At 67.2% G+C, this 23,593-nt stretch carries 24 protein-coding genes and 1 riboswitch; of the genes, 17 read left to right on the top strand and 7 right to left on the bottom strand.

Features of this window, described 5'->3' with window-relative positions; all coding sequences use genetic code 11:
• Positions 1–94 precede the first annotated feature (94 nt).
• Positions 95–556, top strand: coding sequence for a hypothetical protein (locus V1Y59_RS20045; protein WP_330506808.1), 462 nt, complete (start codon positions 95–97; stop codon positions 554–556).
• A 188-nt stretch (positions 557–744) separates the two neighbouring features.
• Here the strand turns inward: V1Y59_RS20045 and V1Y59_RS20040 are convergent, their stop codons facing one another.
• Together V1Y59_RS20040 and V1Y59_RS20035 are read right to left on the bottom strand one after the other, a co-directional pair.
• Complete coding sequence (locus V1Y59_RS20040; protein ID WP_330506807.1) at positions 745–1,578, bottom strand: SGNH/GDSL hydrolase family protein; 834 nt, start codon at positions 1,576–1,578, stop codon at positions 745–747.
• A gap of 135 nt (positions 1,579–1,713) precedes the next feature.
• On the bottom strand, positions 1,714–2,919 hold the full coding sequence (locus V1Y59_RS20035) for an alpha/beta hydrolase (protein ID WP_330506806.1): 1,206 nt from the start codon (positions 2,917–2,919) through the stop codon (positions 1,714–1,716).
• A gap of 101 nt (positions 2,920–3,020) precedes the next feature.
• Between V1Y59_RS20035 and V1Y59_RS20030 the strand changes: the two genes are divergently transcribed.
• Together V1Y59_RS20030 and V1Y59_RS20025 are read left to right on the top strand one after the other, a co-directional pair.
• Positions 3,021–4,952, top strand: a complete 1,932-nt coding sequence (locus V1Y59_RS20030) for a glycosyltransferase family 2 protein (protein WP_431309238.1) — start codon at positions 3,021–3,023, stop codon at positions 4,950–4,952.
• Complete coding sequence (locus V1Y59_RS20025; RefSeq protein ID WP_330506805.1) at positions 4,949–7,036, top strand: acyltransferase family protein; 2,088 nt, start codon at positions 4,949–4,951, stop codon at positions 7,034–7,036. The genes V1Y59_RS20030 and V1Y59_RS20025 overlap by 4 nt, the downstream gene beginning before the upstream one ends.
• On the opposite strand, the gene V1Y59_RS20020 is transcribed toward V1Y59_RS20025, so the two are convergent.
• Both V1Y59_RS20020 and V1Y59_RS20015 read right to left on the bottom strand, forming a co-directional pair.
• Positions 7,037–7,810: a DUF4396 domain-containing protein gene (locus V1Y59_RS20020; protein ID WP_330506804.1), complete on the bottom strand. Its 774-nt coding sequence runs from the start codon at positions 7,808–7,810 to the stop codon at positions 7,037–7,039. It lies immediately after the preceding gene.
• A gap of 22 nt (positions 7,811–7,832) precedes the next feature.
• Positions 7,833–9,425, bottom strand: a complete 1,593-nt coding sequence (locus tag V1Y59_RS20015; RefSeq protein ID WP_330506803.1) for an HNH endonuclease signature motif containing protein — start codon at positions 9,423–9,425, stop codon at positions 7,833–7,835.
• 330 nt (positions 9,426–9,755) lie between these two features.
• On the opposite strand from V1Y59_RS20015, the gene rsgA reads away from it, so the two are divergent.
• A complete protein-coding gene (rsgA, locus tag V1Y59_RS20010; RefSeq protein ID WP_330506802.1) occupies positions 9,756–10,814 on the top strand; it encodes a ribosome small subunit-dependent GTPase A in 1,059 nt (352 codons plus the stop codon).
• A gap of 12 nt (positions 10,815–10,826) precedes the next feature.
• Here rsgA and V1Y59_RS20005 read toward each other — a convergent pair whose 3' ends face one another.
• Positions 10,827–11,735: a cation diffusion facilitator family transporter gene (locus V1Y59_RS20005; protein WP_330506801.1), complete on the bottom strand. Its 909-nt coding sequence runs from the start codon at positions 11,733–11,735 to the stop codon at positions 10,827–10,829.
• A 99-nt stretch (positions 11,736–11,834) separates the two neighbouring features.
• Here V1Y59_RS20005 and V1Y59_RS20000 point away from each other — a divergent pair, with 99 nt between their 5' ends.
• Positions 11,835–12,692 carry a universal stress protein gene (locus V1Y59_RS20000; RefSeq protein ID WP_330506800.1) on the top strand — a complete coding sequence of 286 codons (858 nt, stop codon included), beginning with the start codon at positions 11,835–11,837 and terminating at the stop codon, positions 12,690–12,692.
• Between the two features lie 7 nt (positions 12,693–12,699).
• Here V1Y59_RS20000 and V1Y59_RS19995 read toward each other — a convergent pair whose 3' ends face one another.
• Positions 12,700–13,704 (bottom strand): glycoside hydrolase family 26 protein, encoded by a 1,005-nt coding sequence (locus tag V1Y59_RS19995; protein WP_330506799.1) that lies wholly within the window; start codon positions 13,702–13,704, stop codon positions 12,700–12,702.
• A 224-nt stretch (positions 13,705–13,928) separates the two neighbouring features.
• Here V1Y59_RS19995 and V1Y59_RS19990 point away from each other — a divergent pair, with 224 nt between their 5' ends.
• From V1Y59_RS19990 to V1Y59_RS19980, 3 genes are all read left to right on the top strand, one after another.
• Positions 13,929–14,132 carry a ribbon-helix-helix domain-containing protein gene (locus V1Y59_RS19990; protein ID WP_330506844.1) on the top strand — a complete coding sequence of 68 codons (204 nt, stop codon included), beginning with the start codon at positions 13,929–13,931 and terminating at the stop codon, positions 14,130–14,132.
• Between the two features lie 51 nt (positions 14,133–14,183).
• A riboswitch (TPP riboswitch) is annotated at positions 14,184–14,280 on the top strand.
• The gene (locus tag V1Y59_RS19985; RefSeq protein WP_431309237.1) at positions 14,271–15,041 is read left to right on the top strand and encodes a 3-oxoacyl-ACP reductase; all 771 of its coding nucleotides are present in this window, start codon (positions 14,271–14,273) and stop codon (positions 15,039–15,041) included. It overlaps the preceding riboswitch by 10 nt.
• An 88-nt stretch (positions 15,042–15,129) precedes the next feature.
• Positions 15,130–15,810 (top strand): hypothetical protein, encoded by a 681-nt coding sequence (locus tag V1Y59_RS19980; protein ID WP_330506797.1) that lies wholly within the window; start codon positions 15,130–15,132, stop codon positions 15,808–15,810.
• A gap of 36 nt (positions 15,811–15,846) precedes the next feature.
• On the opposite strand, the gene V1Y59_RS19975 is transcribed toward V1Y59_RS19980, so the two are convergent.
• Entirely contained in the window at positions 15,847–16,773 is a 927-nt protein-coding gene (locus V1Y59_RS19975) for a sulfite exporter TauE/SafE family protein (protein ID WP_330506796.1), read from the bottom strand.
• Between the two features lie 199 nt (positions 16,774–16,972).
• Between V1Y59_RS19975 and V1Y59_RS19970 the strand changes: the two genes are divergently transcribed.
• The 9 genes from V1Y59_RS19970 (at position 16,973) to V1Y59_RS19930 (ending at position 23,531) form a co-directional block, all read left to right on the top strand.
• Entirely contained in the window at positions 16,973–17,116 is a 144-nt protein-coding gene (locus V1Y59_RS19970; protein WP_330506795.1) for a hypothetical protein, read from the top strand.
• 77 nt (positions 17,117–17,193) lie between these two features.
• On the top strand, positions 17,194–17,715 hold the full coding sequence (locus V1Y59_RS19965) for a CinA family protein (RefSeq protein ID WP_330506794.1): 522 nt from the start codon (positions 17,194–17,196) through the stop codon (positions 17,713–17,715).
• Position 17,716: 1 nt separating this feature from the next.
• Positions 17,717–18,532 carry an NAD(+) synthase gene (gene nadE / locus V1Y59_RS19960; RefSeq protein WP_330506793.1) on the top strand — a complete coding sequence of 272 codons (816 nt, stop codon included), beginning with the start codon at positions 17,717–17,719 and terminating at the stop codon, positions 18,530–18,532.
• Between the two features lie 124 nt (positions 18,533–18,656).
• Positions 18,657–18,836, top strand: coding sequence for an antitoxin VbhA family protein (locus V1Y59_RS19955; RefSeq protein WP_330506843.1), 180 nt, complete (start codon positions 18,657–18,659; stop codon positions 18,834–18,836).
• A gap of 265 nt (positions 18,837–19,101) precedes the next feature.
• Positions 19,102–19,722 carry a DUF3558 family protein gene (locus V1Y59_RS19950; protein ID WP_330506792.1) on the top strand — a complete coding sequence of 207 codons (621 nt, stop codon included), beginning with the start codon at positions 19,102–19,104 and terminating at the stop codon, positions 19,720–19,722.
• Between the two features lie 58 nt (positions 19,723–19,780).
• The gene (locus V1Y59_RS19945) at positions 19,781–20,347 is read left to right on the top strand and encodes a DUF3558 family protein (RefSeq protein ID WP_330506791.1); all 567 of its coding nucleotides are present in this window, start codon (positions 19,781–19,783) and stop codon (positions 20,345–20,347) included.
• A gap of 267 nt (positions 20,348–20,614) precedes the next feature.
• Positions 20,615–21,274 (top strand): response regulator transcription factor, encoded by a 660-nt coding sequence (locus V1Y59_RS19940; RefSeq protein WP_330506790.1) that lies wholly within the window; start codon positions 20,615–20,617, stop codon positions 21,272–21,274.
• Positions 21,238–22,437 carry a sensor histidine kinase gene (locus tag V1Y59_RS19935; protein ID WP_330506789.1) on the top strand — a complete coding sequence of 400 codons (1,200 nt, stop codon included), beginning with the start codon at positions 21,238–21,240 and terminating at the stop codon, positions 22,435–22,437. Before V1Y59_RS19940 ends, V1Y59_RS19935 begins: the two co-directional genes overlap by 37 nt.
• Positions 22,419–23,531 carry a hypothetical protein gene (locus V1Y59_RS19930; protein WP_330506788.1) on the top strand — a complete coding sequence of 371 codons (1,113 nt, stop codon included), beginning with the start codon at positions 22,419–22,421 and terminating at the stop codon, positions 23,529–23,531. The genes V1Y59_RS19935 and V1Y59_RS19930 overlap by 19 nt, the downstream gene beginning before the upstream one ends.
• Positions 23,532–23,593 lie beyond the last annotated feature (62 nt).

Below are 23,593 nucleotides of genomic sequence, written 5' to 3'. Positions count from 1 at the left end.
GCTCCGGCAGGCGCCCCCGCTAGCTGATAGGTTCCAACCGCCTGGCAAAACCTGTCGGGGACAATAACGTTCACACAATCTTCGGGGAGATTGCATGAAGAAGAAACTCGCATCCGGTATCGCCGCGCTGTCGATCGCGGCATCGGTCGGCGTCACGGGACTGGCCGCCGCGCCGGCCCTCGCCGCGCCGTCGGGCACCGCCACCCAGTCCGCCGCCCACTGGGCGCCGACCGAGACGCAGAAGCTCGCGATCAAGCAGGCGGTTCTCGACTCGCTCAACCGCACACCGGTGGTGGAGGAGACCGAGGAGACGGAGTCCGACGACACCGAGACCGACTCCCCGTCCTTCGGGTCGTCGAGCGGTTCCTCGAGCGGGTCCGCCGAACTCGGCCCGATCATCGGCGACTTCCTCGACAACTTCGACTGGGCCATCGTCACCGTGCCGCTGATCTCGCGGTATCTGCAGGCGCAGGGCATCCCCGCGGTGATCGCGACGCCGCTGGCGCAGGTCATCTGGGGCGCCATCGAGTCGGTGTTGCCCGCTCGCGCGGCCTGACGTCACCCCTCGGTCCCTGAGGAGATCCGGAGCGCTGGTGGGAGTCACCACCTGGTCCCTGAGGAGATCCGGAGCGCTGGTGGGAGTCACCACCTGGTCCCTGAGGAGATCCGGAGCGCTAGCGGAGGATCGTCACGAAGGGCCGCCCTTCGTGACCCTCGCAAGCTCGCTCCTCAGGGATCAGGACCCTACTGCACCTCCGGCAACCCGAACGCCGACAACACGGTCCGCGTCCACAGCTGCTGACCTTCGGCGTTCGGGTTGACGCTGTCCCGCAGCAGCGCCGACAGCTGGGTGGAGCTGGTGGGGAAGGCGGAACTGACGTCGATCACTTGGATGCCCTCGGCGTCCATGGCGGCGGCGAAGCCCTCGAGCTGGGCGGACGTGTCCGCACCCTGCGCGGGACTCTGTTTGATGGCCACGAGGTCGGCCTCGGGATAGCGCTGGCGCAGCTCGTCGATGAGCGGCTGCAGCTGCGGCGCGAGCGGCTGGCTGGTGTCCTGGGTGTGGCCGAAATTCAGCATGATCAGATCCGGCGTCACGTCGGGCGTGATCATCGCGTCCAGGTTGTCGAGGGCGTAGTCGGCGTCGCGGCCCGAGGCGCTGGCATTCCAGTACCCGACGGGACCGTTGGGGCCGTCGCCGAGCCCGACCATCGGCCCGTAGCTGTCGGTCGACGAGTTCCAGTAGCGGGTCGCCACCGGTCGCTCCAGCGTCTGCGAGATCGACTCGCCCAACGCGGGCGCCCACCCGTTGGGGTCGGCCCCCGTCGAGTCGCCCAGCAGCACGAGCGTTTTCGGGGTCTCCGGGTTGGCGCGGGCGTCGTCGACGAATGCCACGGTCGCCGGGGTCTGCATCGCGGTGCTGGTGGTGGGCAGCGTCTCGGCCGCCGACGGGGACGTCGGCGCGGTGCGGTTCGACGAGATGATCAGGCCGACGACCAGGATCACCACACACACGGCCATGACGATCCACGCCCACAGCGGAGCCGAATCCCAGATCCGCTTCACAACCTTCGGCATCCCCGCACGCTCCCGAATCGAAACAACCCAAACCACTACGCCGACCTGCAGCGCCGGTTTGCTTCAGCGCCGGTCCGACCGTGTCACTGTAACGGGCGGTCCGCCGCGACTTCTCGGTGAGTTGTCCGTTTCCGCTCAGCAATCACTCGGTACGGGCGCATCGTCGAGTCGATCGCTCATCCATTTCGCCATCAGTGGCCCCGGATCCAGCGAATGCCCTTGTCGTTCACGGCGAACCCGCGTGAGCTGATCGCCGACGCTGCAGCCACGTTGCAATGTGATCTGCATTACGTCAGGCGGGATGATGTCGTCCAAACTGCCGTAGAAGGCGAGGATCGGCACCTCCGTCGACTCCTGCGGCAACGCATAGGACCCGACCGTGGTCCGCAGGTGTTCGGCAGCGGCCGGCGTCACCGCGACGAACGCGTCGGCCGCCGGAGCGGCCGGTTGGGTGGCGAGGGCGGTCCCGTCCAGCGGGCACGACCCCGCGGCGGTCGGGGACGCGCCGGCCGGCAGGTGATCGATGGTCGTGACCTGCGGATCGGACTGTGCAACACCTCGCACGAGCAGCGGATACAGGTAGCGCTGTGCGGTGGTGAGGTGCCCGTTCTGCGCGTTGTCGACCAGATAGGTCGCGTCGAGCAGGGGCGCCACCGCGACCGCCCCGACGAGGTCGCCGCTGCCCTCGCCATAGGACGCGTACTGCTCGGCCGTCGCCCACGCCGCCGCGCCGCCCTGCGATGCGCCGACCGCGAACCATTCCGGCCCGATGTCGGGCTCCACCGACCGCGCCGCGCGCACCGCATCGATGACGTTGTATGCGGCCGTGTGGGGTTCGAGGTAGGGGTGCGGCGGTGTGTCGCCGGTGCGGGTGCCGAGGCCCTGGTAGTCGGTGGTCACCACGGCGTAGCCGCGGCGCAGGAAGTCGTCGACGGCGGTGAGATCGCCGAACATGTCCGGCCGGTCCGACGGTGCGCAGTCCCGGCTGATGCCGGTGGTGCCGTGCGCGTAGGCGATCAGCGGCCAACCCTCGTCGGGACGACGTTCATCAGAAGGTATGAATATCGCGCCGCTGACCGCGGTTCCCGCACCGTCGACACCGGAGGTGGACCGGTAGACGATCCGGGTGGTGCGGGTGCCGGCCGGAAGAGCCGCCGCCCATTGCTCCAGGCCGGGCTCGGTGCCGACCACCTCGCCCTGCCGGTCGCGGGCATCTGTGCTGATCGCGACCCCGGACGACGTCGTCTGCCCATCCGGCGAGCCGTCGCCGGCGCACGCGGAGATCAGCAGCAAGGCGGCGATTCCGTACGCCGCCACGCCGAGCATTCGCCGCGATTTCACAGAAGAAAGGTAGCCGTTGCGTTGCATACCGCCACTGCGGGCCATTCGAGATCACAATTGCGCGGTTTGCGTCGTCGCCCCGCCTCCCCGATTCTGATCGCGTGGAGTTGACGATCGGGGAAGACGACACGGCGCGCATCGCGGTCGCCGACGTCGACACCGAACCGATCGCGCTGCCCACCCGACCGGTGCGTCGCGGCAAGGCGGAACCCCCGGCGCCCGAATACGACCCGCAGGCAGTGTCACCACCCGCCGACGACGAGGTGTACGACTACCTCGGCCCGCAGATGCGCTGGATTCAGCCGTTGCTCATCTCCGCCTTTCTGCTCGTCGCGTGGTCGATGATCCTGTTCACGACCGGGCACCCATTGTTGTGGCCGGTGTGGATCGTCCTGGCCGCGAATGTGATCGGGAACACTCTGTCGACACTCACCGGCACCTACCGGCGCCGCGTCACCTGGCGGTCGCACCAGGAGAAGATCACCGAGTGGCAGAACCACAACGGCTGGCACCCGAGCGTCGATGTGTTCCTGCCGACGTGCGGTGAGAGTCTCGACATCCTGCGCAACACCTACCGGCACGTCGGCGCGCTGAACTGGTCGAGCCCGTTGACCGTGTTCGTGCTCGACGACGCGGACCGCGACGAGGTGCGTGCGCTGGCCGCCGACCACGGCTTCCGCTACGTCGTGCGTCCCGACCGCGGGCACCTGCGCAAGGCGGGCAACCTGCGCCACGCGTGCACGATCAGCGCCGGCGAACTGATCGTCATCTTCGACGCCGACTTCTGCCCGCGCCCCGACTTCCTGCGGCACCTGGTGCCCTACCTCGACGACCCGCAGGTCGCGATCGCACAGAGCCCGCAGTGTTTCGACACCACCGAGGCGATGCACTGGATTCAGCGCACCGCCGGCGCCACCCAGGAGTTCTTCTACCGCTGGGTGCTGCCGTCCCGGGATCGGATCGGCGCGGCCAACTGCGTCGGCACGTCGGCGGTGTATCGGCGTAGCGCGCTCGAACAGGTCGGCGGGTTCGCCCCCATCGAACACTCCGAGGATCTGCACACCGGCCGCCACCTGCAGCAGGCCGGCTACGAGATCCGCTATGTCCCGGTGGTGTTGTCCCGGGGGTTGTGCCCGTCGGATCTCGCCGGCTTTCTCAATCAGCAGTACCGCTGGTGTCAGGGGTCGTTGTCGCGGCTGCGCAACGACCACATCGAATCGCCGCGACGAATGCGCCTGCGGCAGTGGTTCGCCCACTGGGCGGGCATCTTCTACTACCTGACCACCGCGATGAATGTCTTCCTGCTGTTCCTGCCCGGCATCATCATGGCGGCCTTCTACCCCGACGACGTGCGGCCCGAACAACTCGTCCCGTTCCTGTTCGGCCTGTGGGTGTACGTGGTGCTGTTCCCGCTGGTGTCGCGCACCCGGTGGCGGTTCGAGGTGCTGCGGGTGCAGATCGCCTACAGCTACGCCCACACGATCGCCATCTGGCACAAGGTGATCGGGCGGGAGATCGACTGGGTGCCCACCGGAGCGATCGGCAAGAGCAACTCGCTGGCGCGGTCCATCTCGTGGCTCGGTACCGTCGCCCTCGGCGGTTCGTTGGTCGCGTTCTGGGCGTTCATCATTCGCGATGTGGTGGTGTACGGGCTCGACGACTTCTGGATGATGGTCGGCTTCGTCCTCGCCTACACCTACCTGACCGCGCCCCTGCTGCTCGAGTTCGTCCGGGTGCTGCTGCCCTCGCGACCCCCGCTCCCTGAAGAGGTCCGGAGCGCTGGCCGTCACCACTCGGTCCCTGAGGACCCCCACCCCCCGGTCCCTGAGGAGGTCCGGAGCGCTAGCGGAGGACCATCACGAAGGGCCCCCCAACCAGACCAACACCCCCAACAAACCCCCCACCGCCCCACCTCCACCAACTGGAACCGCATCACCATCTGGGAGGTCATCGGCTACACGTCCGCGATCCTGTTCATCGCGGCCCTGGCCCTGGGCTGGTTCGACATCATGGTGCCGTGGGCGGGCGCGTGACGACCCTCTCCCACGATGCGCCGACCGAACCGATTCGCACTCCGGCGGCCAAGGTCTTCTTCGACGACATCGCCGGGCTGCGTGGCATCGCGGTGCTGCTGGTGGTGCTGTTCCACGCGCACGTCCCGTTCGTCACCGGCGGATTCGTCGGCGTCGACATCTTCTTCGTCATCTCCGGGTTCCTGATCACCCGACTGTTGATCCGCGAGTACGAGACCACCGGGTCGTTGTCGTTCAAGGGCTTCTACGCACGACGGGCACGGCGCATCATCCCGGCGGCGGCTCTGGTGATCGTGGTGTCGATCATCGGTGCCGCGTTGACGATGCCGCTGCTCAAGGTGTTCAAGCAGGCCATCGATCTGCTCGCTGCGGCAGCGCAATTGGCGAACTGGCACTTCCTGTCGCAGAACGCCGACTATCTGGCCGGCGCCATCGACGGCAGTCTCGCGACGCACTTCTGGTCGTTGTCGATCGAGGAACAGTTGTATTTCGTGTGGCCGCTGGCGGTGTTCGCCGCCGCGGCGGTGGCCTCGCGGACTGCGCTGCGCCGCTACGTGTCCATGCGGATGGCCGTGGGTCTGGTGGTCGGCGCGATCACCGTCGCCTCGCTGGTGGTGGCGATCCGGCTGACCCCCACCGACCCGGCCGCCGCCTACATGGCCACCTACAGCCGCGCCTGGCAGTTCGGTGTCGGTGGGCTGATCGCCGTGGCCGCACCGTTGTTCGCGTTGAGGTGGAAGTCGCCGCGGCTCGCGGCGGTGGTCGCCATCCTGATCGGCTGGCTCGGCTTTGCGGGCATCGTCGTCGCCGTGGTGACGATCGACTCCACCACCCCTTATCCCGGTACCGCTGCCCTGTTGCCGACGATGGGTGCCGCCCTGGTGATCGCGTCCGGGCAGTTGCGCCCCCGCCGCACACCCACCATCTCCACCCTCCTCTCCACACCCCCGCTCACCTTCCTCGGCCGCGTCTCCTACGCCTGGTACCTGTGGCATTGGCCGGCGATCGTGCTGTTCGAAACCGTCACCGGCGCAACGTCCTGGCCCGCACTGTTGCTCGTATCCGTGGTGGCCCTGGGCATCGCGACCTTGTCGACGCTGTTCTTCGAAGAGCCGATCATCAACAACCGTGAGCTGCGACGTAACGCCTCGGCGTCGATCTCGGTGGGCGTGACCGGTGTGGTGGTGGGTCTTGCCGTGACGATGACCGCCGGCGTCGTGGCCGTGCAGATCGCCAGCCGCGACACCGTCGCCAACGCCGCGCTCAGCTACCAGTCGGTGTTCGGTTCGGAGAGCACCGAGCCCGCGGGTCCGGTGGTGCCCAATCCCTTCCAGGCCTACGACGACCGGCCCGAACCGCACGAATGTCTGATCCCGGTCGGCGAGCAGGCAGCCGGTCACGACTGCACCTTCGGGCCCGACAACGGTCTTCCGGTGGTGCTGTTCGGCGACAGTCACGCCGACCAGTGGTCGGAGGCGATCCGCAGTATCGGCAGCACGCACGGCTGGCAGATTCACCAGTTCACCAAGGCCGCCTGCCCGGCGCAGAATCTGCGGCCTCGGCCGGGGGTGCCCGACCCGTACACCACGTCCGAGTGCACGCAGTGGCGGGCGGACGCGTTGCAGGACATCACATCTCTGGCGCCGAAGATCATCGTCGTGTCGTCGCTGTCGACATATGTCCCCGAACGGGCCGCGGTCGAGGCCGCCTGGGACGACACCCTGACCACGCTGCGCGCCACCGGCGCCCAGATCGTCTACGTCGCCGACACCCCGTACCCGGGGTTCCAGATCGCCGACTGCATGTCCGGCGCGTTGGACAACTGGCACCAGTGCGACTTCCCGCTCGACGGCTTCACCCGCATCGAGCCGATCCTGGATCAGCAGGCGGCGGGGGAGAGCACCGACATCATCACCATCGGCGTGAACGATCTACTGTGCGACGACAATCTGTGCTTCCCGGCGCGCAACAAGATCCTCTTCTATCGCGACGACTCGCATCTCACCGCGACCGCAGCCGAGGTGCTGGAGCCCGCGCTTGTCCGCCAGCTCGACGAGGCGCGATTCGACTACACCGGACGTTGATCACATGCGTTCTTTCACGCCGGCCCGGATCAGCCACCAGTTCACCGGGAAGGACGTGACAAAGCCGATGAGCATCGCCAGCTGCATGACCGCCCAGAACACCGGGGTGTCTGTCGGCACCGCACCACCCAGCCAGGCCGGGAACACCGCAAGCTGCGCGACGCCCATCGTTGTGTACATCCCGATCTGCCAGGCGGTCAGCGACAAGACGTCCGCACGCCCGGCCGCCCGCAGATTGGCTGCCCGTCCGCGGTCGCGATTCATCGGCGCGATCGCGAAGTACTGGAACCCGATTCCCGCAGCCAGTGCCGCGACATAGGCCAGCACCCAGCCCGCGTAGATCTCGTCGTCGAACAACCAGTCCATCCCACCGATGATCGCCACCGGTGGCACGGTGAAGATCAGCCATTCGACGACGAGGTCGGCGACGGTACACCCTGCGCCGCAATGGCTCGTCCCGACGAACACCGAGCTGCCCATCGACCTTGGCGATGACGCTCTCCCCAACGGCGGCATGTCCATGTCGGAGTCGGTATGGCCGTCCGACTCAGCCGACGGGCGCGGCGCCCGGCCCCACGCGATGTAGGCCATCACCCACAGCACCGACCCGAACAGCGCGCAGATCGGCCAGACCAGGTTCATCACTGCCATCGGCTGCGGTCGGCGGTATGCGTCGATCGCGAGCGCCGCAGCACAGATCAGTCCAGCCGAGACGCTCGCCCAGCTCGCCGCCGCCAGCCAGGTCGGTAGGTCGTTCGATGCAAGCATGGTCATCTGACCATGCTCGCATCGACGGTCATCGGCCGAAGTCCAGTCCCAGACCCAGCCGATCAAGCGGGTTCCGCCCGACGTGGCGAACCAGCGTGCGCTTTCTTCGCCGCCGACGGCGTGGCCGAACCCCGCCTCGAGGTGGCGTGATCGGTCGAGCCGGTGACGGCGCCTCCGGTGGGCGCGGCGCATCACTGATCGACCCTCCGCGCAGGTACTGCTCGAACAGTTCGCCGACCTCGTGGATGCGGTTCACCCGCGGCGGTGGTGGTGGACCACTCACCGGATTCAGCGACCAGCCCGCCCGACCCGCATCCGGACCTTCGCGGATGATGCGCGTCGTCCATTGGCCCGGATTGGGGCCGACCATCCGGTTGTGGCGAGGGCACGCCGGTGCGGTCTCGTCGATGTTGGTGCGACCGCCCTGTGCCCAGTCCTTCTCCGCATGGTGGATCTCCGCATGCGCGATCGGTTGCGAACAACCGGGCGTGGAACACCCACCGCCGCCGGGCTGCGCGAAGAGCGCCAGCCGCTGCGCACGACTGGCGAGTCGCTTGGACGTGCCGAGGTAAAGCGGTTGTGCCGTATGGTCTTTGAAGACTGCCAGATGCCACTGCGCCTCGGCGGCGATCTCGAGAACATCCTTGATCGGCAGGTGCGAACCCGTCGCGGTGGTGCCCACGCCGGCGCGCTCGCGGAGCTCGGACTCGTCGATCTTCACCACCAGGTGCGGCGGCAGACCGCGGTGACTCTTGCCGAGGACACCGCCGTCGAGGACCGCCTTCAACATCGCCTCGAACGCATCGTGGCGGCATTGCGCGGGCGTTCTCCTGTCGCGCTTCGCAGCTTCCTTCAGTTTCTCGATGTCGGCGTCGGATTCGACTCCGCTGGGTGAGTTCTCGTCGTCGGGGTTGTTCATGCCCGGTGCGGCCCACGCGGCGAAGAGAACTTCGAGCATCGCTCGGGCCTTGGGGCTGAGGACAGCATCGAGTTCACTCATCGACTGCGAGTCCTGGTTGCCGAGGCTCATCTGTCGACGCTTCTTGCGGTCGGCGTCGTCGACGAGTGAGCCGTCGGGATCGATGCGCTCGAGGAGGTGGACTCCCGCGGCAGTGAGTTGTTTCGGGGTGAGCGTGCGCGCGAAGTCGGACATCAACGCCTCGGCCGCATTCTGGACGTCGGCGGGGACGGACGACGGGATCTTGCGGATCGTCTCGATGACGACGTCGACATGCGCCGGGGCGGCATCACCATCGGCGATCGCATCGGCGAGATGCGCATAACGCGGTTCCATGAGTTCGCCCTGCAGCGAATACATCTCGGCCACGAAGCGCATGTGATTCATGCGGCGACGCGCATCGGGTATCCGCAGCCGATGCAACATCAGGTCGAGCAGTCCGCGATACCCGAGCTCGCCGACCAGGCCACGATCCGACACGTCCAGAACGCGGCGATGACCGATGCCGCTCATCCTCCGGTAGGCACGCTCGTGTTCTTCGGCGACCTTCATGATGGCGTCGGCGGACGTCGGTGTGGTGTCGACTGCGCGGATCTGATCGAGGACGGCATGCAGCTGCTGATACAGCGCTTCCACCTCGGTGACCGAATCAATGTCCGACATCCTGCTGCACCCCCCGATTGCAGTCCGAACGTATGTTCGAGAGTAACCTATGTCCGAAATGTCCGCAAGGGGCAATTTTCAGAATCGGAAGATGTCCCCTGGAAAACCCCTTGCGTCGACGAAAGTGGAGGTACTAGCGTCGCTCACGCGCTGACAACTGGTCAGCAGACGACCCTTGGAGTGATGAGCCGATGACCGCGCCGACGAGCACCGCTGTGCGCGGTGCACGGTCCATCCTCATTCATCGGGCCTCGATCTGATCCGTTCACGGATCCGAGGCCCATCTCGACAAGGGTCTCAACATTGTCTTCTTCATCTTCTGAACACTCTGTGACGCTCGCCGACTACGGCTGGGACGAGCAGCGCGACAACGACTTCGCGGAACACGCCGCGCAGGGCCGCGTACCCGGGCGGGTTGTGCGAGCCGAACGGGGCCAGTGCGACGTCGTCACCGCAGCCGGTCTCATCCGGGTCACCGTGCCGCCCGATTCGACCGGAGATCAGCACGCGCCGTGCACGGGCGACTGGGTGGCCCTGCATCCGGCCACCGCGCAGTCCGCGGCGACCGTCACGGCAATCCTCGATCGACGAAGCGCCGTCACCCGCGCCCGGGCGTCGGGCACCTCCGATGGGCAGGTGCTGGCCGCTAACGTCGACATCGTGGCGATCGTCGTCTCCCTTGCCGACCCGCTCAAACAATCCCGCATCGAACGGCTTCTCGCCCTCGCGTGGGAGAGCGGCGGCATGCCGCTGGTGATCCTGACCAAGTCAGACCAGTGTCCCGATGCCCATCAGAAGGCGGCCGAGGTCGCCGACATCGCGCCCGGCGTCAACGTGCTGGTCACCAGCGCCACGACGGGCGAGGGCATCGACGACGTCCGAAGCGCGATCACGGGCACCGTCGTTCTTCTCGGCCGGTCGGGCGCCGGGAAGTCCAGTCTCGGCAACCGCCTGATGGGCGCGGATCTGTTGGCGATCAACACTGTTCGCGACACGGACGGCAAAGGGCGCCACACCACCGCGTGGCGAGAGCTGCTGCCGCTACCGGGTGGTGGCGTCCTTCTCGATACTCCCGGGTTGCGTGGCGTGGGACTGCACGATGTCGACGACGGCCTCGATCAGACCTTCGCCGAGATCACCGATCTGGCAGAGCGCTGCCGCTTCACCGACTGCGCGCACCAGACCGAACCGGGCTGTGCCGTGCTGGCCGCGATCGAGGGCGGCGACCTGCCTCGTCGTCGGCTCGACAGCTATCACCGGCTGCAGCGCGAGAATGCCCATGCTGCGGCCCGCACCGACGCCCGACTACGTGCCGAGGCGAAGCGGTCGGCGAAGGAGATGGGGCGCCTGCGTAAGTCGATCAACCGGTCGCATCCGCGCAAGATGTGACGCCGACGCTGCTCAATCCTCGATCAACGTCGGATCAGTACTGAGTTCCACGGTCGCCCACAGCTGGTAGTCGGACGATTCCAGTCGGTCGACGACGAAGCGCCGGACCCGGTCCTCGTCCTCCACCCGCCAATCACCCGGTTGCACAAGGAAGTCGACTTCCACGTACAGCCGCCGGCCGAGGCGAGTGGCGCGCACGATCGGGTCCGGCAGCTCGTATTCGGCGGCTGCCGCGGCGGCTGCCGCTTCGATGTTCGCGCGGAGTTCGGCGGGTGGCGCCGCCTCCATCAGCTCGCGCAGACCCTGTCGCAGCAGGGAGGTCGCCATCGGCGCGATCGCTGCCGATGCGATCAGGACGAGGACGGGATCGACGTAGGCAGCTGCCGATTCGGCCTCGGACCGTCGCATGATGACGGCGACGACACCGCCGACAGCCACCATGAGACTCAGCAGCGCGCCGGCCCGCCAGCTCACCAGTTCGGCTTGCGCCAGCTGAGACAGCCGGGCTGGACCGCGCAGGAAGATCATCACCACCAACGACAACGCCGCCGACACGATCCCGTAGGCGACCACACTGCCGGCGGATGCGTCGGACCCTCCGTTGACGATCACGGCGACGGCGTCGGATGCGCCGTATACGAGCGTCGCCAGCAAGGCAGCGCCTTGCAGACAGACCGCGAGCGGGGTGGCGCCGTGGCGGCCGAACGGGTAGTCGGGGGTCGGGCGCGTCTCGGCGGTGCGGGCGGCCACGAGGGACACCGCCACCAGCACGATCCCGGCGAGCATGTACAGCCCGTCGAACAGGATGACGCTCGAGCCGCTGATGATGCCCCACACCAGCGCGGCCGAGCCGAGTGCGCCGGTGACGGCAAGGCTCAGCAGGAGGGCGCGGCGCTCATGTGATCGGGGATCGGCTGCCACGGGTTCCAGGGTATGGCAGTGCCGAGCCGCCCGGTCCGTGGTCGGTGGGATGATGGTGGGGTCGGACGTAACGGACACCATGCGAGAAGGAGACGGTTGATGGCTTTGGGTGACGACGCGGTCGTGGTCGCGGTCGACGGTTCGGAGAACGCACTGATCGCCACGCGATGGGCCGCCGGTGCCGCGGGACGAGAGAAGCTGCCGCTCACGGTGGTGTGCGCATTCGAGAACCCGCCCATCGTGCCCACGCAGGGTTTCCTCGACAATTGGCGCTCCGAGAGTCAGCAGGCGGTGGACAAGGCTGCGCAGGTCGCGGCCGAAATCGCTCCCGGCGTCGAGGTCACCGCCCAGGTCATCGAGTCCCGGCCGTCGCTGCTGCTGCAGGAGCTGTCCTCGCGGGCGAAGATGCTGGTCGTCGGCAGCCGCGGCCGTGGTGGGGTCGCCGGCCTGCTGCTCGGGTCGGTGAGCACCTACATCTCCGCGCATGCCGACTGCCCGGTCGTCGTGGTTCCCTCCACGGCACGTGCCGATGCCGCCGGCCCTGTGGTGGTGGGCGTCGACGGTTCGCAGGTCTCGCGCGTCGCCACCGCCGCAGCGTTCCAGCAGGCACAACTGTTGACGACGTCGCTGGTCGCAGTCAACGGTTTCGGCGCCATGTCGGGTGAGGTCATCGGCGGACGGCATCTGCCGCCGCAGCAGCAGATGCACGACGACGCGGAGGCGTTGGTGACCGGCCTGGTCGACGAGTTCCGCGCGGACTATCCCGATGTCGACGTGACAACCGTTGTGGAAGCCGAGAATTCGGCGCAGAGCATCGTGAAGTCGGCCGACGACGCGCAGCTCGTGGTCCTTGGTAACCGAGGTCGCGGCGGATTCCGTGGCCTGCTGCTCGGTTCGACCACGCAGTCGGTGCTGCATGTGACGAAGTGCCCGGTGATGGTGGTACACACCCAGTAGGGCGCGGTCAGCCGGTTACGAGGGAGCTCACACCACGCCGGAACGCCTGCGTGCTGGCCGGCGTGGTGTTGAATCGCCAGTCTCGTTCCTTGTCGGTCTGGAACCACAGGAACGCCTTCAGCCGCGGCTCGGCGTCGACGACGGCGAAGAAGTCGCGAATCCAGTCCGCCTTCATCTCCGGTGCGGGACCCTCGGCGCACCCGACCTCGGTGATCAGCAGCGGCAGGTCGGCGTCGAGTTCCCGGAGTCGAGCGAGGCTGGGGGAGAACAGGTCTGCCGCCGGCTGCCAGTGGTGGCCGGGGGTGTCGCCCCAGTTGTAGCCGTCGAGGGCGAGATAGTCGACGTGGTCTGCGCCCGGGTAGGCGTCGCCGAAGTCGGTGGTGGCAACGGTCAGCGCGTTGGGCGCCCAGACGAACGACACGTTCTCGACGCCCTCGTCGCCGAAGACGGACCGCATCCGCGACCACGCATTGCGATAGTCGGCCGCCGTGTTGCCGCTGACCCCGATCGACCACGGATACCAGGTGCCGTTCATCTCCTGCGCGAAACGCAACAGGACGGGTCGGCCCCACTCGGCGAGTTGGGCGGCCCAGCGTCGGAAATCGGCGTCGAAATCGCCGGCAGCGATGCGCGACAACGTATATCGCGGCTGCACGATCCCGCCGTCTGGCCGCCACGGTTCGAGGGTCAGCAATGGAGTGGCCCCGGCATCGACGATGGCGTCGAGATCGGTGGTCGGGGCGGAGTCGCCGATCGCGGCGAAGCGGTGCAGGTACGCGGGCGCTGCGCCGGCGAGCGCGGCCAGCTGGTCGATCGGGGAGGGGGATGTGTCGGAGGCAGGGATGACGCTGGGGATGTACGCCCCCCACGCGCGCCGCGGCCCAGCGTCCTCGCTGGTCGACGACCCGCAGGCCGCCAGCGGAAGGGCCGCGCCGGCGAGCAGCATCGTGCGCAGTGCCTGCCGACGCGTCCACCCTCGTGGCGACGCCAGGCCGGTCTGCGCAGAGCTCATGCGTCCATCTTGTCGACTGGGTGCCACTTTCCGTCGACTGGGCGCCGTTTTCCGTCGACTGGGCGCCGTTTTCCGTCGACTGGGTGCCACTTTCGGTCGACTGGGTGCCACTTTCCGTCGAGTGGGTGCCGTTTCCGGTCCACCGGGCGCCGTTCTCGGTTCAGTGGGCGTTATCAAGGCGCCGATCGAGCGGTAGCGGAACTACCATACGTTTTGTGTTCACGATGACCTTGTCCGTCCCGGACGACCTGAAGCGAGCCATCGAGGTCGAAGCGCGTCGGCGGTCCGTCTCCGAGGCCGAGGTCGTGCGGCAGGCGCTTCGTGAAGCATTGAGCGACGGCCCTGTTCGTCCTAGAGGTGGCTTGTTCACCGGTCGCGAGCCCGTTGCCGAACGTGTCGATGAGCTGCTGGAAGGGTTCGGCCAGTAGTTCTCGGTGCACCATCGCAACTTGCATTCGACCACCCGATGCTGTCGGATGGGGTGCGACACGGGGTGCCGGCATGGGTCGGCTGAGATCACACCCGTCGAACCTGCTCCGGTTAGCACCGGCGAAGGGATGGTCCGAATGTCTGCTGTGCCCACCTCTGAGCATGTCGTTCTGGTCACCGGCGGTGGCCGCGGCCTCGGCGCGCACATCGTCCTGGCGGCCGCCGCCCAGGGGGCCCGCGTTGTCATCAACTATCGCCGGAGTGGTGATGCGGCACGGGCTTTGGCCGACAAGATCGGTGACAAGGCATTCGTCGTCGGCGCCGACGTCACTGATCGAGATGCGGTGCGTGACATGGTCGCCGCCGCGGGCGAGCATTTCGGCACCCCGGTTACCGCAGTGGTGAACAATGCGCTGCCGGACTACTCCTTCAACGGTGAGCATCGGTCACACGCCGACGATCTCTCTTGGGGTGAGCTGGACGCGCAGTTCAGCGGCGTCGTCGGGGGCGCACTCAACGTCATCCAGGCGGCACTACCGGGAATGCGGTCGGCCGGCGGTGGTCGAATCGTCAACATCGGCACCAACCTGGTGCAGAATCCGGTTGTGCCGTATCACGATTACACGGCGGCGAAGGCGGCGCTGCTCGCGTTGACCCGCACGATGTCGCACGATCTTGGCCCCGACGGCATCACGGTCAACATGGTTTCCGGAGGGCTGTTGCGCACCACTGACGCCAGCGCTGCAACTCCGAGTGGGGTGTTCGACGCCATTGCCGACTCCACGCCGCTCCGGTCGGTGACCACGCCCGAAGAGTTCGCCGACGCCGTGCTGTTCTTCCTGTCCCCGTGGTCGCGGGCGGTGACCGGTCAGAACCTCGTCGTCGACGGTGGGCTGGTGAAGAACTGATCGGGCGCGTCGCCAGACCTTCCAGTTCCTTCTGTTCTCGGCACATAGGTCAGGTTTGGTCGCCGCCCGTGCTGGTCATACCGGTGGTGTGCCTGTCACCAGCCTCGTGAGCAAACCCTTCGAGTGGCTGTCGCATGCCCGGTCGGCGCGCGTCTTCCACCCCGACGGCCTGGTGTGCAGCGGGTACGCGGCCCTTTCGGGCGACACCCCACTGCCGGTGCGCTCGGGGCCGGTCACCGCGCGGGTGTCGAAGGGGGTCGGCACACCCGGTGGGCTTCCCGACATCGTGGGTCTCGCCGTGCGACTGCCCGTCGAGCCGTCGGTCGATGACGACGGAAACTCGCACGCCGTCTGGGATCTGCTGCTGGCGGGTCCCGCGCCCCTCGGTGGCCGGCTGCCGCTTCCGCTACCGACATTCCGCTGGCCGGGCGCGACGGTGTCGAGCCTGACCCCGTTCCGCCACGACGACACCCTGTACTGGATTCGGGCGCGCTTCATCGAACCCGACGACCTGTCCGGCCTGTCGCTCGACGAGTTGCGCAAAGCGGTCTACGCCGGCCGGCCGATCGTCGCGGTCGTGGAGGTCGCGCGCGGCGGCGCAGAGTTCGTCGCAGTGCTACGACTCGACCTCGACGTCCTGGCCGACCCGGACTTCGACTTCGACCCGGTGATCCGCACCCCGGCATCGGTGGAACTCGCGCCGTCGTGGCTCGCGACGTTGCGTAAGGAGGCGTATCGGTACAGCCGGATCGGGCGGGAGCGAGCCTAGGAGCGATGAGCGTTCCGCGGAACGCCTACCGACGCCTCAAACAGCCGCCCGCCGATCCTGCCAATTCGTCGCCTTCAGCCCATACCGCATCCGGATGACCATCCACCCGACAGTCCCAACGACGAGCGCAATACCCAACCCGATCAGCGTCCACAGGTTGCTGACGCCGAGCATCTTCAGTCCTGCGGTGACCAGGACGAGGGCGAGTGCGCGACGCACGAGTCCGGCCGACGCCCGCGACGACAGGCGCGCGCCGATGTAGGCGCCCGGGATGCTGCCGACCAGCAGCGGCGCCACGACGCTCCAGTCGACGTCACCGAACAGCAGGTGCCCGGCTGCGGCGGCGATGACGAGGGGGACTGCTTGGGCGAGGTCGGTGCCGACCAGCCAGTTGGCGGACAGGAACGGGTACAGCGCCATCAGCGCGATGATCACCAGCGACCCCGAGCCGACCGAGGTGAGTCCGACGACCAGCCCGCCGATCACCCCGACCGCCAGGGTTGGGAGCATGCGCACGGCGATGTCGTTGCCGGTGGCCGGGGGTGGGCCGGCAACAGCGGACGGGTCGGGCCGCATGTTCTGACGCAAGGTGAGGTAGGCGCGTCCGACCAGGCCGGCAGCCGCGATGAGCAGCACGATGCCGAGCGCCGTCTTCACGAATTCGCTGACCCCCGCCAGGGGACCCAGCCAGGAGATGACGAGCGCCCCGGAGAATGCTGCCGGCACCGACCCGATGACCAGCCAGAGCACGATTTTCCAGTGCACGGTCCCGTTGCGGGTGTGCACCACGGTCCCGACGGGTTTGGTGGCCGCGCTGACCACGAGGTCGCTCGACACGGCGGTGAGCGGAGGAACGTTGAAGAACAGCACCAGCGTCGGCGTCATGAGTGCGCCGCCGCCCATACCGGTCAGGCCGATGACGATGCCGATCCCGAGAGCGGCGATGGCCATTTCGTAGTTCATCCGGGTGGTACCTCGCTGTCCAATCCGTCCGACCGAGGATAGGCCAGCCTCCGAACGACCCCTCGAAGGAGGTTCGCCGTTATCAACCCGTTACCTCGATCGCGAATCCGCCACGATGTGCTTCACGCAGTCGAACGCACCAGCCCACGCCCTTAGCGTCGTCAGCGAGACCGATAGAGCGCTACGAGGGGGAGTCACGATGCCAGCCGCACACGAATCTGCCGTCGCCACCGATCTGGCACAGCCGATCGATTCGGTGGTCGACCACGCCCGCGCCGCCGTGGTCATCGCCGCCTCCTTCGCCGCGAGTGGATTGCTGACCTTCGGCATGCTCCTCGCGTAGTTCCCTCGGTTTGCGCCCGTCGATGCCGGGGTATCCGCACGAACCGGATGCCGTCATCGACGAGGAGGCGAGCGGGCGTGGTCAGCGAACCCGAAGATCGTGTACCCACCGACGAGGAAGTGCACGAGCGGTGCGAGAAGCTCGCTGAGCTCGTCGGCCAACGCGAGCTCACCGTGGCCACCGCCGAATCGCTCACCGCGGGCAACCTCGCCTCCCATCTGGGTCGGGCCACCGCATCCGGCGACTGGTACTGCGGCGGGGTCGTCGCCTACCGCAAAGAGGTCAAGCACTCGGTGCTGCACGTGCCGGACGGACCCGTGGTGTGCGAAGCCGCTGCAGAGGCGATGGCGACCAGCGTCGCCGAATTCATGGGCGCACATATCGCGTTGGCGGTGACCGGGGAAGCCGGTCCGGAATGCCAGGAGGACGTGCCGCCGGGCACGGTGTGGTTCGGCATGTACGACCGCGGCGACGTCCGGACCGAACACCACGTCTTCGACGGCGATCCGCCGACGGTCCTGGCGCGCACCATCGCGACCAGCCTGAATCTGCTACTCACTGTGGCCGAGAACGCCGACCCGCGAGAGGGAGCGCACTGACATGAGTGAGCTCCAGGACGAGATCAGACAAGAGCTGCACCCCGCGGCGACGATCGACCCCGAACAAGAGATCGAGCGACGCGTCACCTTCCTCGTCGACTACCTGAACACGACGCCGGCACGCGGATTCGTGCTCGGGATCAGCGGCGGACAGGACAGTACCCTCGCCGGGAAGATCGCTCAGCTCGCCGTCGACCGCATTGCCGATGCCGAGTTCGTCGCGGTGCAACTGCCGTACGGGCAGCAGTCCGATCAGGACGACGTCGACGTCGCGTTGAAGTTCATCGACCCCACCCACACGATCGCCATCGACATCAAACCGGCGGTTGACGCGTCCGTGACGTCAGCCGCCCAGGCTCTCGGGGTGGAGCAGATCAGCGACTTCACCCGCGGCAATGTCAAAGCGCGCCAACGGATGATCGCGCAGTACACGATCGCCGGCGAGCGCAACTTACTCGTGGTGGGCACCGACCACGCGGCCGAAGCGGTCACCGGGTTCTTCACCAAGTACGGCGACGGTGGCAGTGACGTCAATCCACTGGCCGGGTTGACGAAAAGTCAGGGCGCACAGCTACTTCGGCACCTCGGCGCACCGGAGAGCACGTGGACGAAGGTGCCCACGGCCGACCTCGAGGACGACCGCCCGGCCCTGCCCGACGAGGAGGCGCTCGGCGTCAGCTACGCCGACATCGACCGTTACCTGCAGGGCGAGGCCGTCGACCCTGCCGCGGCCGAGGTCATCGAGTCCACCTACCTGCGCACCCGGCACAAGCGGTCGCTGCCGGTGGACCCGTATGACTCGTGGTGGCGTAGCTGAGTTCGGGATACAAGTCAGGCCGATGACGATGCCGATCCCGGCCACCATCGGATCGCGGTCGCGGTTCGCCCAGTCGTCGTTCATCCTGACTACGCTGGGATTATCACCCGGTAAAGGAGCTGCGTTGACCGAGCTGGAGAAGGTGCAACGGCGAGTGCGTACGATCCGCAAGATCCGTAGTGGCTCCGAGCTGGAAGGCTACCGCAGCACAGACGCCACACGGGCTGATCAGCGTGCCTACGCTCGCGGAGCGATCACTGCGGCGGAACTCGGTGAGCGAGTCCGCCAGCGCTACGACATCTGATAGCCGCGGGTGCCGGCCATCGATGCTTGGCCCCGCTCGGACAGCGATTCGGTGAACCCATGGTCACCGTCGTCGGTGTCCGGATGTTGCTCGATCCCCATTCAAAGCGTTCCGCGGAACGCTTTGCCACCCAAGCGAGTCAATCGACCCACTTGATACGGTCGAATCCGTCTTGCAGGACCGTGCAGGGACGATGATCGGGGGCGGAACGGTTGGGGGAAGTACTCAAGGCTGATCCGGAGTGGATCGGTGGGTTTGGGGAATCATGTTCTGGCGCTGCAACGCAACATCGTCACGGCGGTCAACCGTGAGATCTCGTGTGAAGCTGCTACCGACGGCGATCCTTGCAACATTGATGACGCTGCTTCTGAGCGCCTGTGGCGATGACTCATCGAACGACGCCGCGGAATCCACCACGACTGCCGTCTCTGGGGAGACGTCGAACTGGGCGGATGCGCCCGTCGAGAGTCCCACCGACCTGACCTCCGAACAGATCTGCGAGGTGTTGGCTCCCGAAGACGTGGCGCCGCTCGCAGAAGGAGAGATCACCGAACCACCGACTCCGACGATCGAACGGGGCCTCCCAGGGTGCAAATGGCCGGTCCGCGAAGGGTACGGATGGCTTGAGATCTCGGTGAGTAAACCGTTCGACGTCGACATCCTCCTCGACACCACGGTCTCCGGGGAATACCCGATCGGAGACGGGACCATGTATCGCCATACGCAGGAGGATATTTCGCTGTGCCGTTCGTCGGTCCAGACTCCCGAGACCCCAGATGGGTACCTGCTGAAAGTCGCGGTCGCCGGATCGCCGTCTGACACGACGAATGCCTGCGAAGCCGCCATCCCACAGACCGAAAAGGTCCTCCAGGCTTTGGGGTGGTGAGTTCGTCATTACCCAAACCTGCTGGATTTCTGGCGGAACCGAACAGGGAGGACGCGGCGTGAGGAATGTGACTAAAGCGTCGTTGGCAGCCGCGGCGACGTTGATCGCACTGACCGTCGGTGCATGTGGGGACAGTTCCACCGGCGACGATTCCGCGTCGTCCGGAATGCCGGCGCCGTTGTCAGCGCCGGCCGAAACGCAGCGGGAGAGTCCGACCACCCTGACCGGCCAGGAGATCTGCGCTGTCCTGACCAACGATGACCTTGCCCCACTCACGGTCGGCGAAGTCGCCATGGAACCGGAACCGACCGACGATCGCGGCCTTCCTGGGTGCGACTGGCCGCTCAGCGACGGCTACGGTTCGCTGAAGATCGAGGTGTTTCAGCCGGTGGACGTGGACATAATTCTGGAGAACGCGGTGGTCAGTGAGTATCCGATCGCGGCGGGCACCATGTACCAGCAGACGGAGGACGGGCAGTCGTCCTGCCGTGCTCTGGTGAAGACTGCCGGCACCCCGGACGGCTTCCTACTGCGGGTGCTGGTTGATGGCGACGCCGACGACGGAAGCGTCTGTCGCAGCGCGATCCCGCAGACCGAGAAGGTCCTCCAGGCTTTGGGGTGGTAACTATCGCACGACCAATCCGGCCGGTTTCGATGAGACGCTGAACAAGCTGCAGGGCGCGATGGACGATCTCTCCACCGCGACGATCCGCGCCCGCCAATCAGAGCCCACGACGTCGAGTAGCAATTCATCCCTTACGCCGAATCAGCGGAGAATGATTCCGCACCGGTCATTCGAAGAATCGCGTGCCGGATTCTGACTATCCGGTGAAAGTCCGATTCGTCGCATACTCTGAGATCGCATTTTGCCTCGGCCGGGTCAAGGAGATCTGTGGACAACTCACGTCGGATCGGTGTCGTCGAAGATCACGCGGTCACGGTCGCCGGTATCCGGGCGTTGCTCGATCCGTATCCCGAGCTGGCCATCATCGCCGCGGCACCGAGCGTGGCCGAGTTGCTGGCCAAGGCCACCGACCTTGATCTGGCGATTCTGGATCTGCGACTACCCGACGGGTCGTCGCCCGCCGCCAATGTCGCCGACCTCGGCGCGGCCGGCATCGACAACGTTCTGGTGTTCACCTCGGGTGAGGAACCGTATCTCGTCAGGACGGCCGCCAAAGCCGGTGTCCTGGGCGTCGTGCGCAAGTCGGAGCACGACTCGGTAGTGGTGGCCGCCATCCGCCGCGCAGCTGCCGGCGGGGTGGTCGGCACCATGGATTGGGCGATGGCCATCGACGGCGACGCCGACTTCGCCGACGTCGCACTGAGCCCCCGGCAACGCGAGATCCTCAGCCTGTACGCGTCCGGGGAGTCGGCGCAGCGGGTGGCGACGCTGTCGGGCCTCTCGCCGGACACGGTCAACGACTACCTGACCCGCATCCGGCAGAAGTACGCCGCGTCGGGACGTCCCGCCCCCACCAAGACCGACCTGTATCAGCGCGCATTGGAGGACGGATGGTTGCCCTTTCCCCGCCGACGACGAAACCGCTGACCCGCATCGAAGAGCAAAGCGCGGCAATACGAATCGAGCGGCTGTTCTCGATCTTCGTCGGCGCCGGCTACTTCGCCTACCTGGCGATCCTGGGCCCACAGATCGCAGCACAATTCTCGATCACGGCGGCGTGGTGGAATCTACTGGCGCCGCTTGCCATCTTCGCGCCCCCGGCGGTGCTGCTGATCGCCGCCATCACCCGCAGACGCAGCCTCGCGCAAACCGCCTCGCGCACATGTGCAGTCGTCTTCATCATCGTCGGCATCAGCTGGTTCCCGGCATGGAACGGCGGAACCGTCGACGACCAACTGTGGTTCTCCGTCATCCCCGGACTCGCGGGACTCGCCGCAGCAATCACCCTGCCACCCCGGTGGACGCTGACCCTGATGACCGCGGCGATCATTCCGGCACAGCTGGCCAACGCACTCGGCCGTCCCGACGACTACCCCGCGAACCTCACGGCCAACGTCCTGTTCGCGTTTGCGTTCATCCTGCCGTACACCTGCGCGGCGTTGATGGCGCTGCGGACAGGGCGGGTGCTCGACGAAACCCGTGCCGAAGCCTACGCGGGCGCCGCTGCTGCCGCCGAGGCCGATGCCCGACGCAGCCAGCGCAGTCACGTCGACGGCCTGATGCACGACTGGGTCATCTCGACACTGCTCGCCGCCGCGAAACAGGGCAACACGGATTCGGTTCGGCGGCAGGCGACCATCACCATGGACAAGCTGAACTCGCCGCCCGAGGAAGTCACCACCCTGGCCGCCGGCGCCATCCGCACCCGGTTGCGCGCGGCCGTCCTGGCCGTCGATGTCAGCCAGCAGATCAACACCCGCATCGACGACGACGCGGACTCGCTGCGAGCTCCCGTCGACGTCGTCGACGTTCTCGAATCCGCAGCCGCGGAGGCACTGCGCAACAGCATCATCCACGCCGGCGACGACGCCGACCGTGCGGTGGCACTGCACATCACCGCTGACGCCATCGGTGTCACCGTGGTCGACGACGGTGTCGGTTTCGACCCCACCGGCATCCCGCCGCACCGTCTCGGGCTGGCGGTGAGCATCCTGGCGCGGGTCCGCTCGCTGCCCGGCGGGTCGGCCGAGGTGGTGTCGGCCCCGGACGCCGGGACCCGCGTGGACCTGCGATGGGAGAACATCCGGTGAGTGTGCTCGACTTCCGGCTGAACCAGGAGACCGGCGACATCCGCTCACTGCTGGGGATGAACACCCGCGCGGCCTGGGGTATCGCGGCGCTGTTCATCGCCGCGGAGGCAACGATGTTCGCGACGTCGGCGGGCGACTTGTCCGCGCTGTGGCCGGGCGCCGTGCTCCTGGTGCTGCTCGCGTTGGGGGCGGTGGCCATCCTCGCGGTCCGGCAGGACCCGCTGCCCGCGCCGTTCGCGGTCGCCGTGGTCGTCACGACGACGCCCGCGGCGTACGCCTGCTTCCACGCGCTTCCGGTGCCGAACAGTTCGCCGGATCAGCTGTGGATGTTCGGCGGGGTCACCATGCTCTGCACCTGGCTGTGTGTGCGTGGGCGGGTCGGCGCGGCGTGGCTGACGATGGCCGGCCTGATTGCCGCGTCGATCCTGTGGACCATCTCGGCCGATCGCGGGCCGCTAGAAGGTTTCGCGTCCGGTGTGGTGAACCTGGGGCCGCTGCTCATGGCGACTCTGTTCGCCGCGACCATCCGGCCGGCGGCCCGCAACATCTACGAGCTGCGACGACGTGCCGTCGAGCAGAACGCCGCCCGCGCCGCAGCGGTCGGGGCGGTGGCCGAACGCGACCAGCGGCTGCGCGAACTGAACGCAGAAGTCACCCCGCTGCTGCAGCGGATCGCCGAGGAAGAACCGCTGACCGCGGCCGAACGGGAGCGGTGCCGCAATCTGGAAGCGCAGATACGGGATTCGTTGCGTGCGCCGATCCTCGCCGGCACCCCGGAGGTCGCGGCGGCCGCGTCCCGTGCCCGCGCCCGTGGCGTGGAGGTGATCATGGTCGACGGACACGCCCTCGACGACGCCGACGAACACGCGCGCACCTCCGTGCTGTCGCGCATCGCCGACGAATTGAACAGCACCACCGAGGGTTCCGTGGTGATTCGCATCTTGCCGCCGGGGCGGGCGTTGTGCGGGACTGTCGTGGTCGACGGACCCGGCAGTGTGTTGCGCATCGAGTTTCTGCCGGATGGGGACGAAGCATTCGTGGTCGCAAGGAGCACTGCTGCGGTGACCACTGGCGGTGGTCGCTACAGATACTGACACGAATGGCTCGGCGTTCCGCGGAGCACGATGGCGCCGACGGCTACGACCTGGCGGCGATA

The sequence above is a fragment of the Gordonia prachuapensis genome (assembly GCF_036350515.1).
Classification (GTDB): Bacteria; Actinomycetota; Actinomycetes; order Mycobacteriales; family Mycobacteriaceae; genus Gordonia; species Gordonia prachuapensis.
This window is presented reverse-complemented; position numbering and strand designations above follow the sequence as displayed.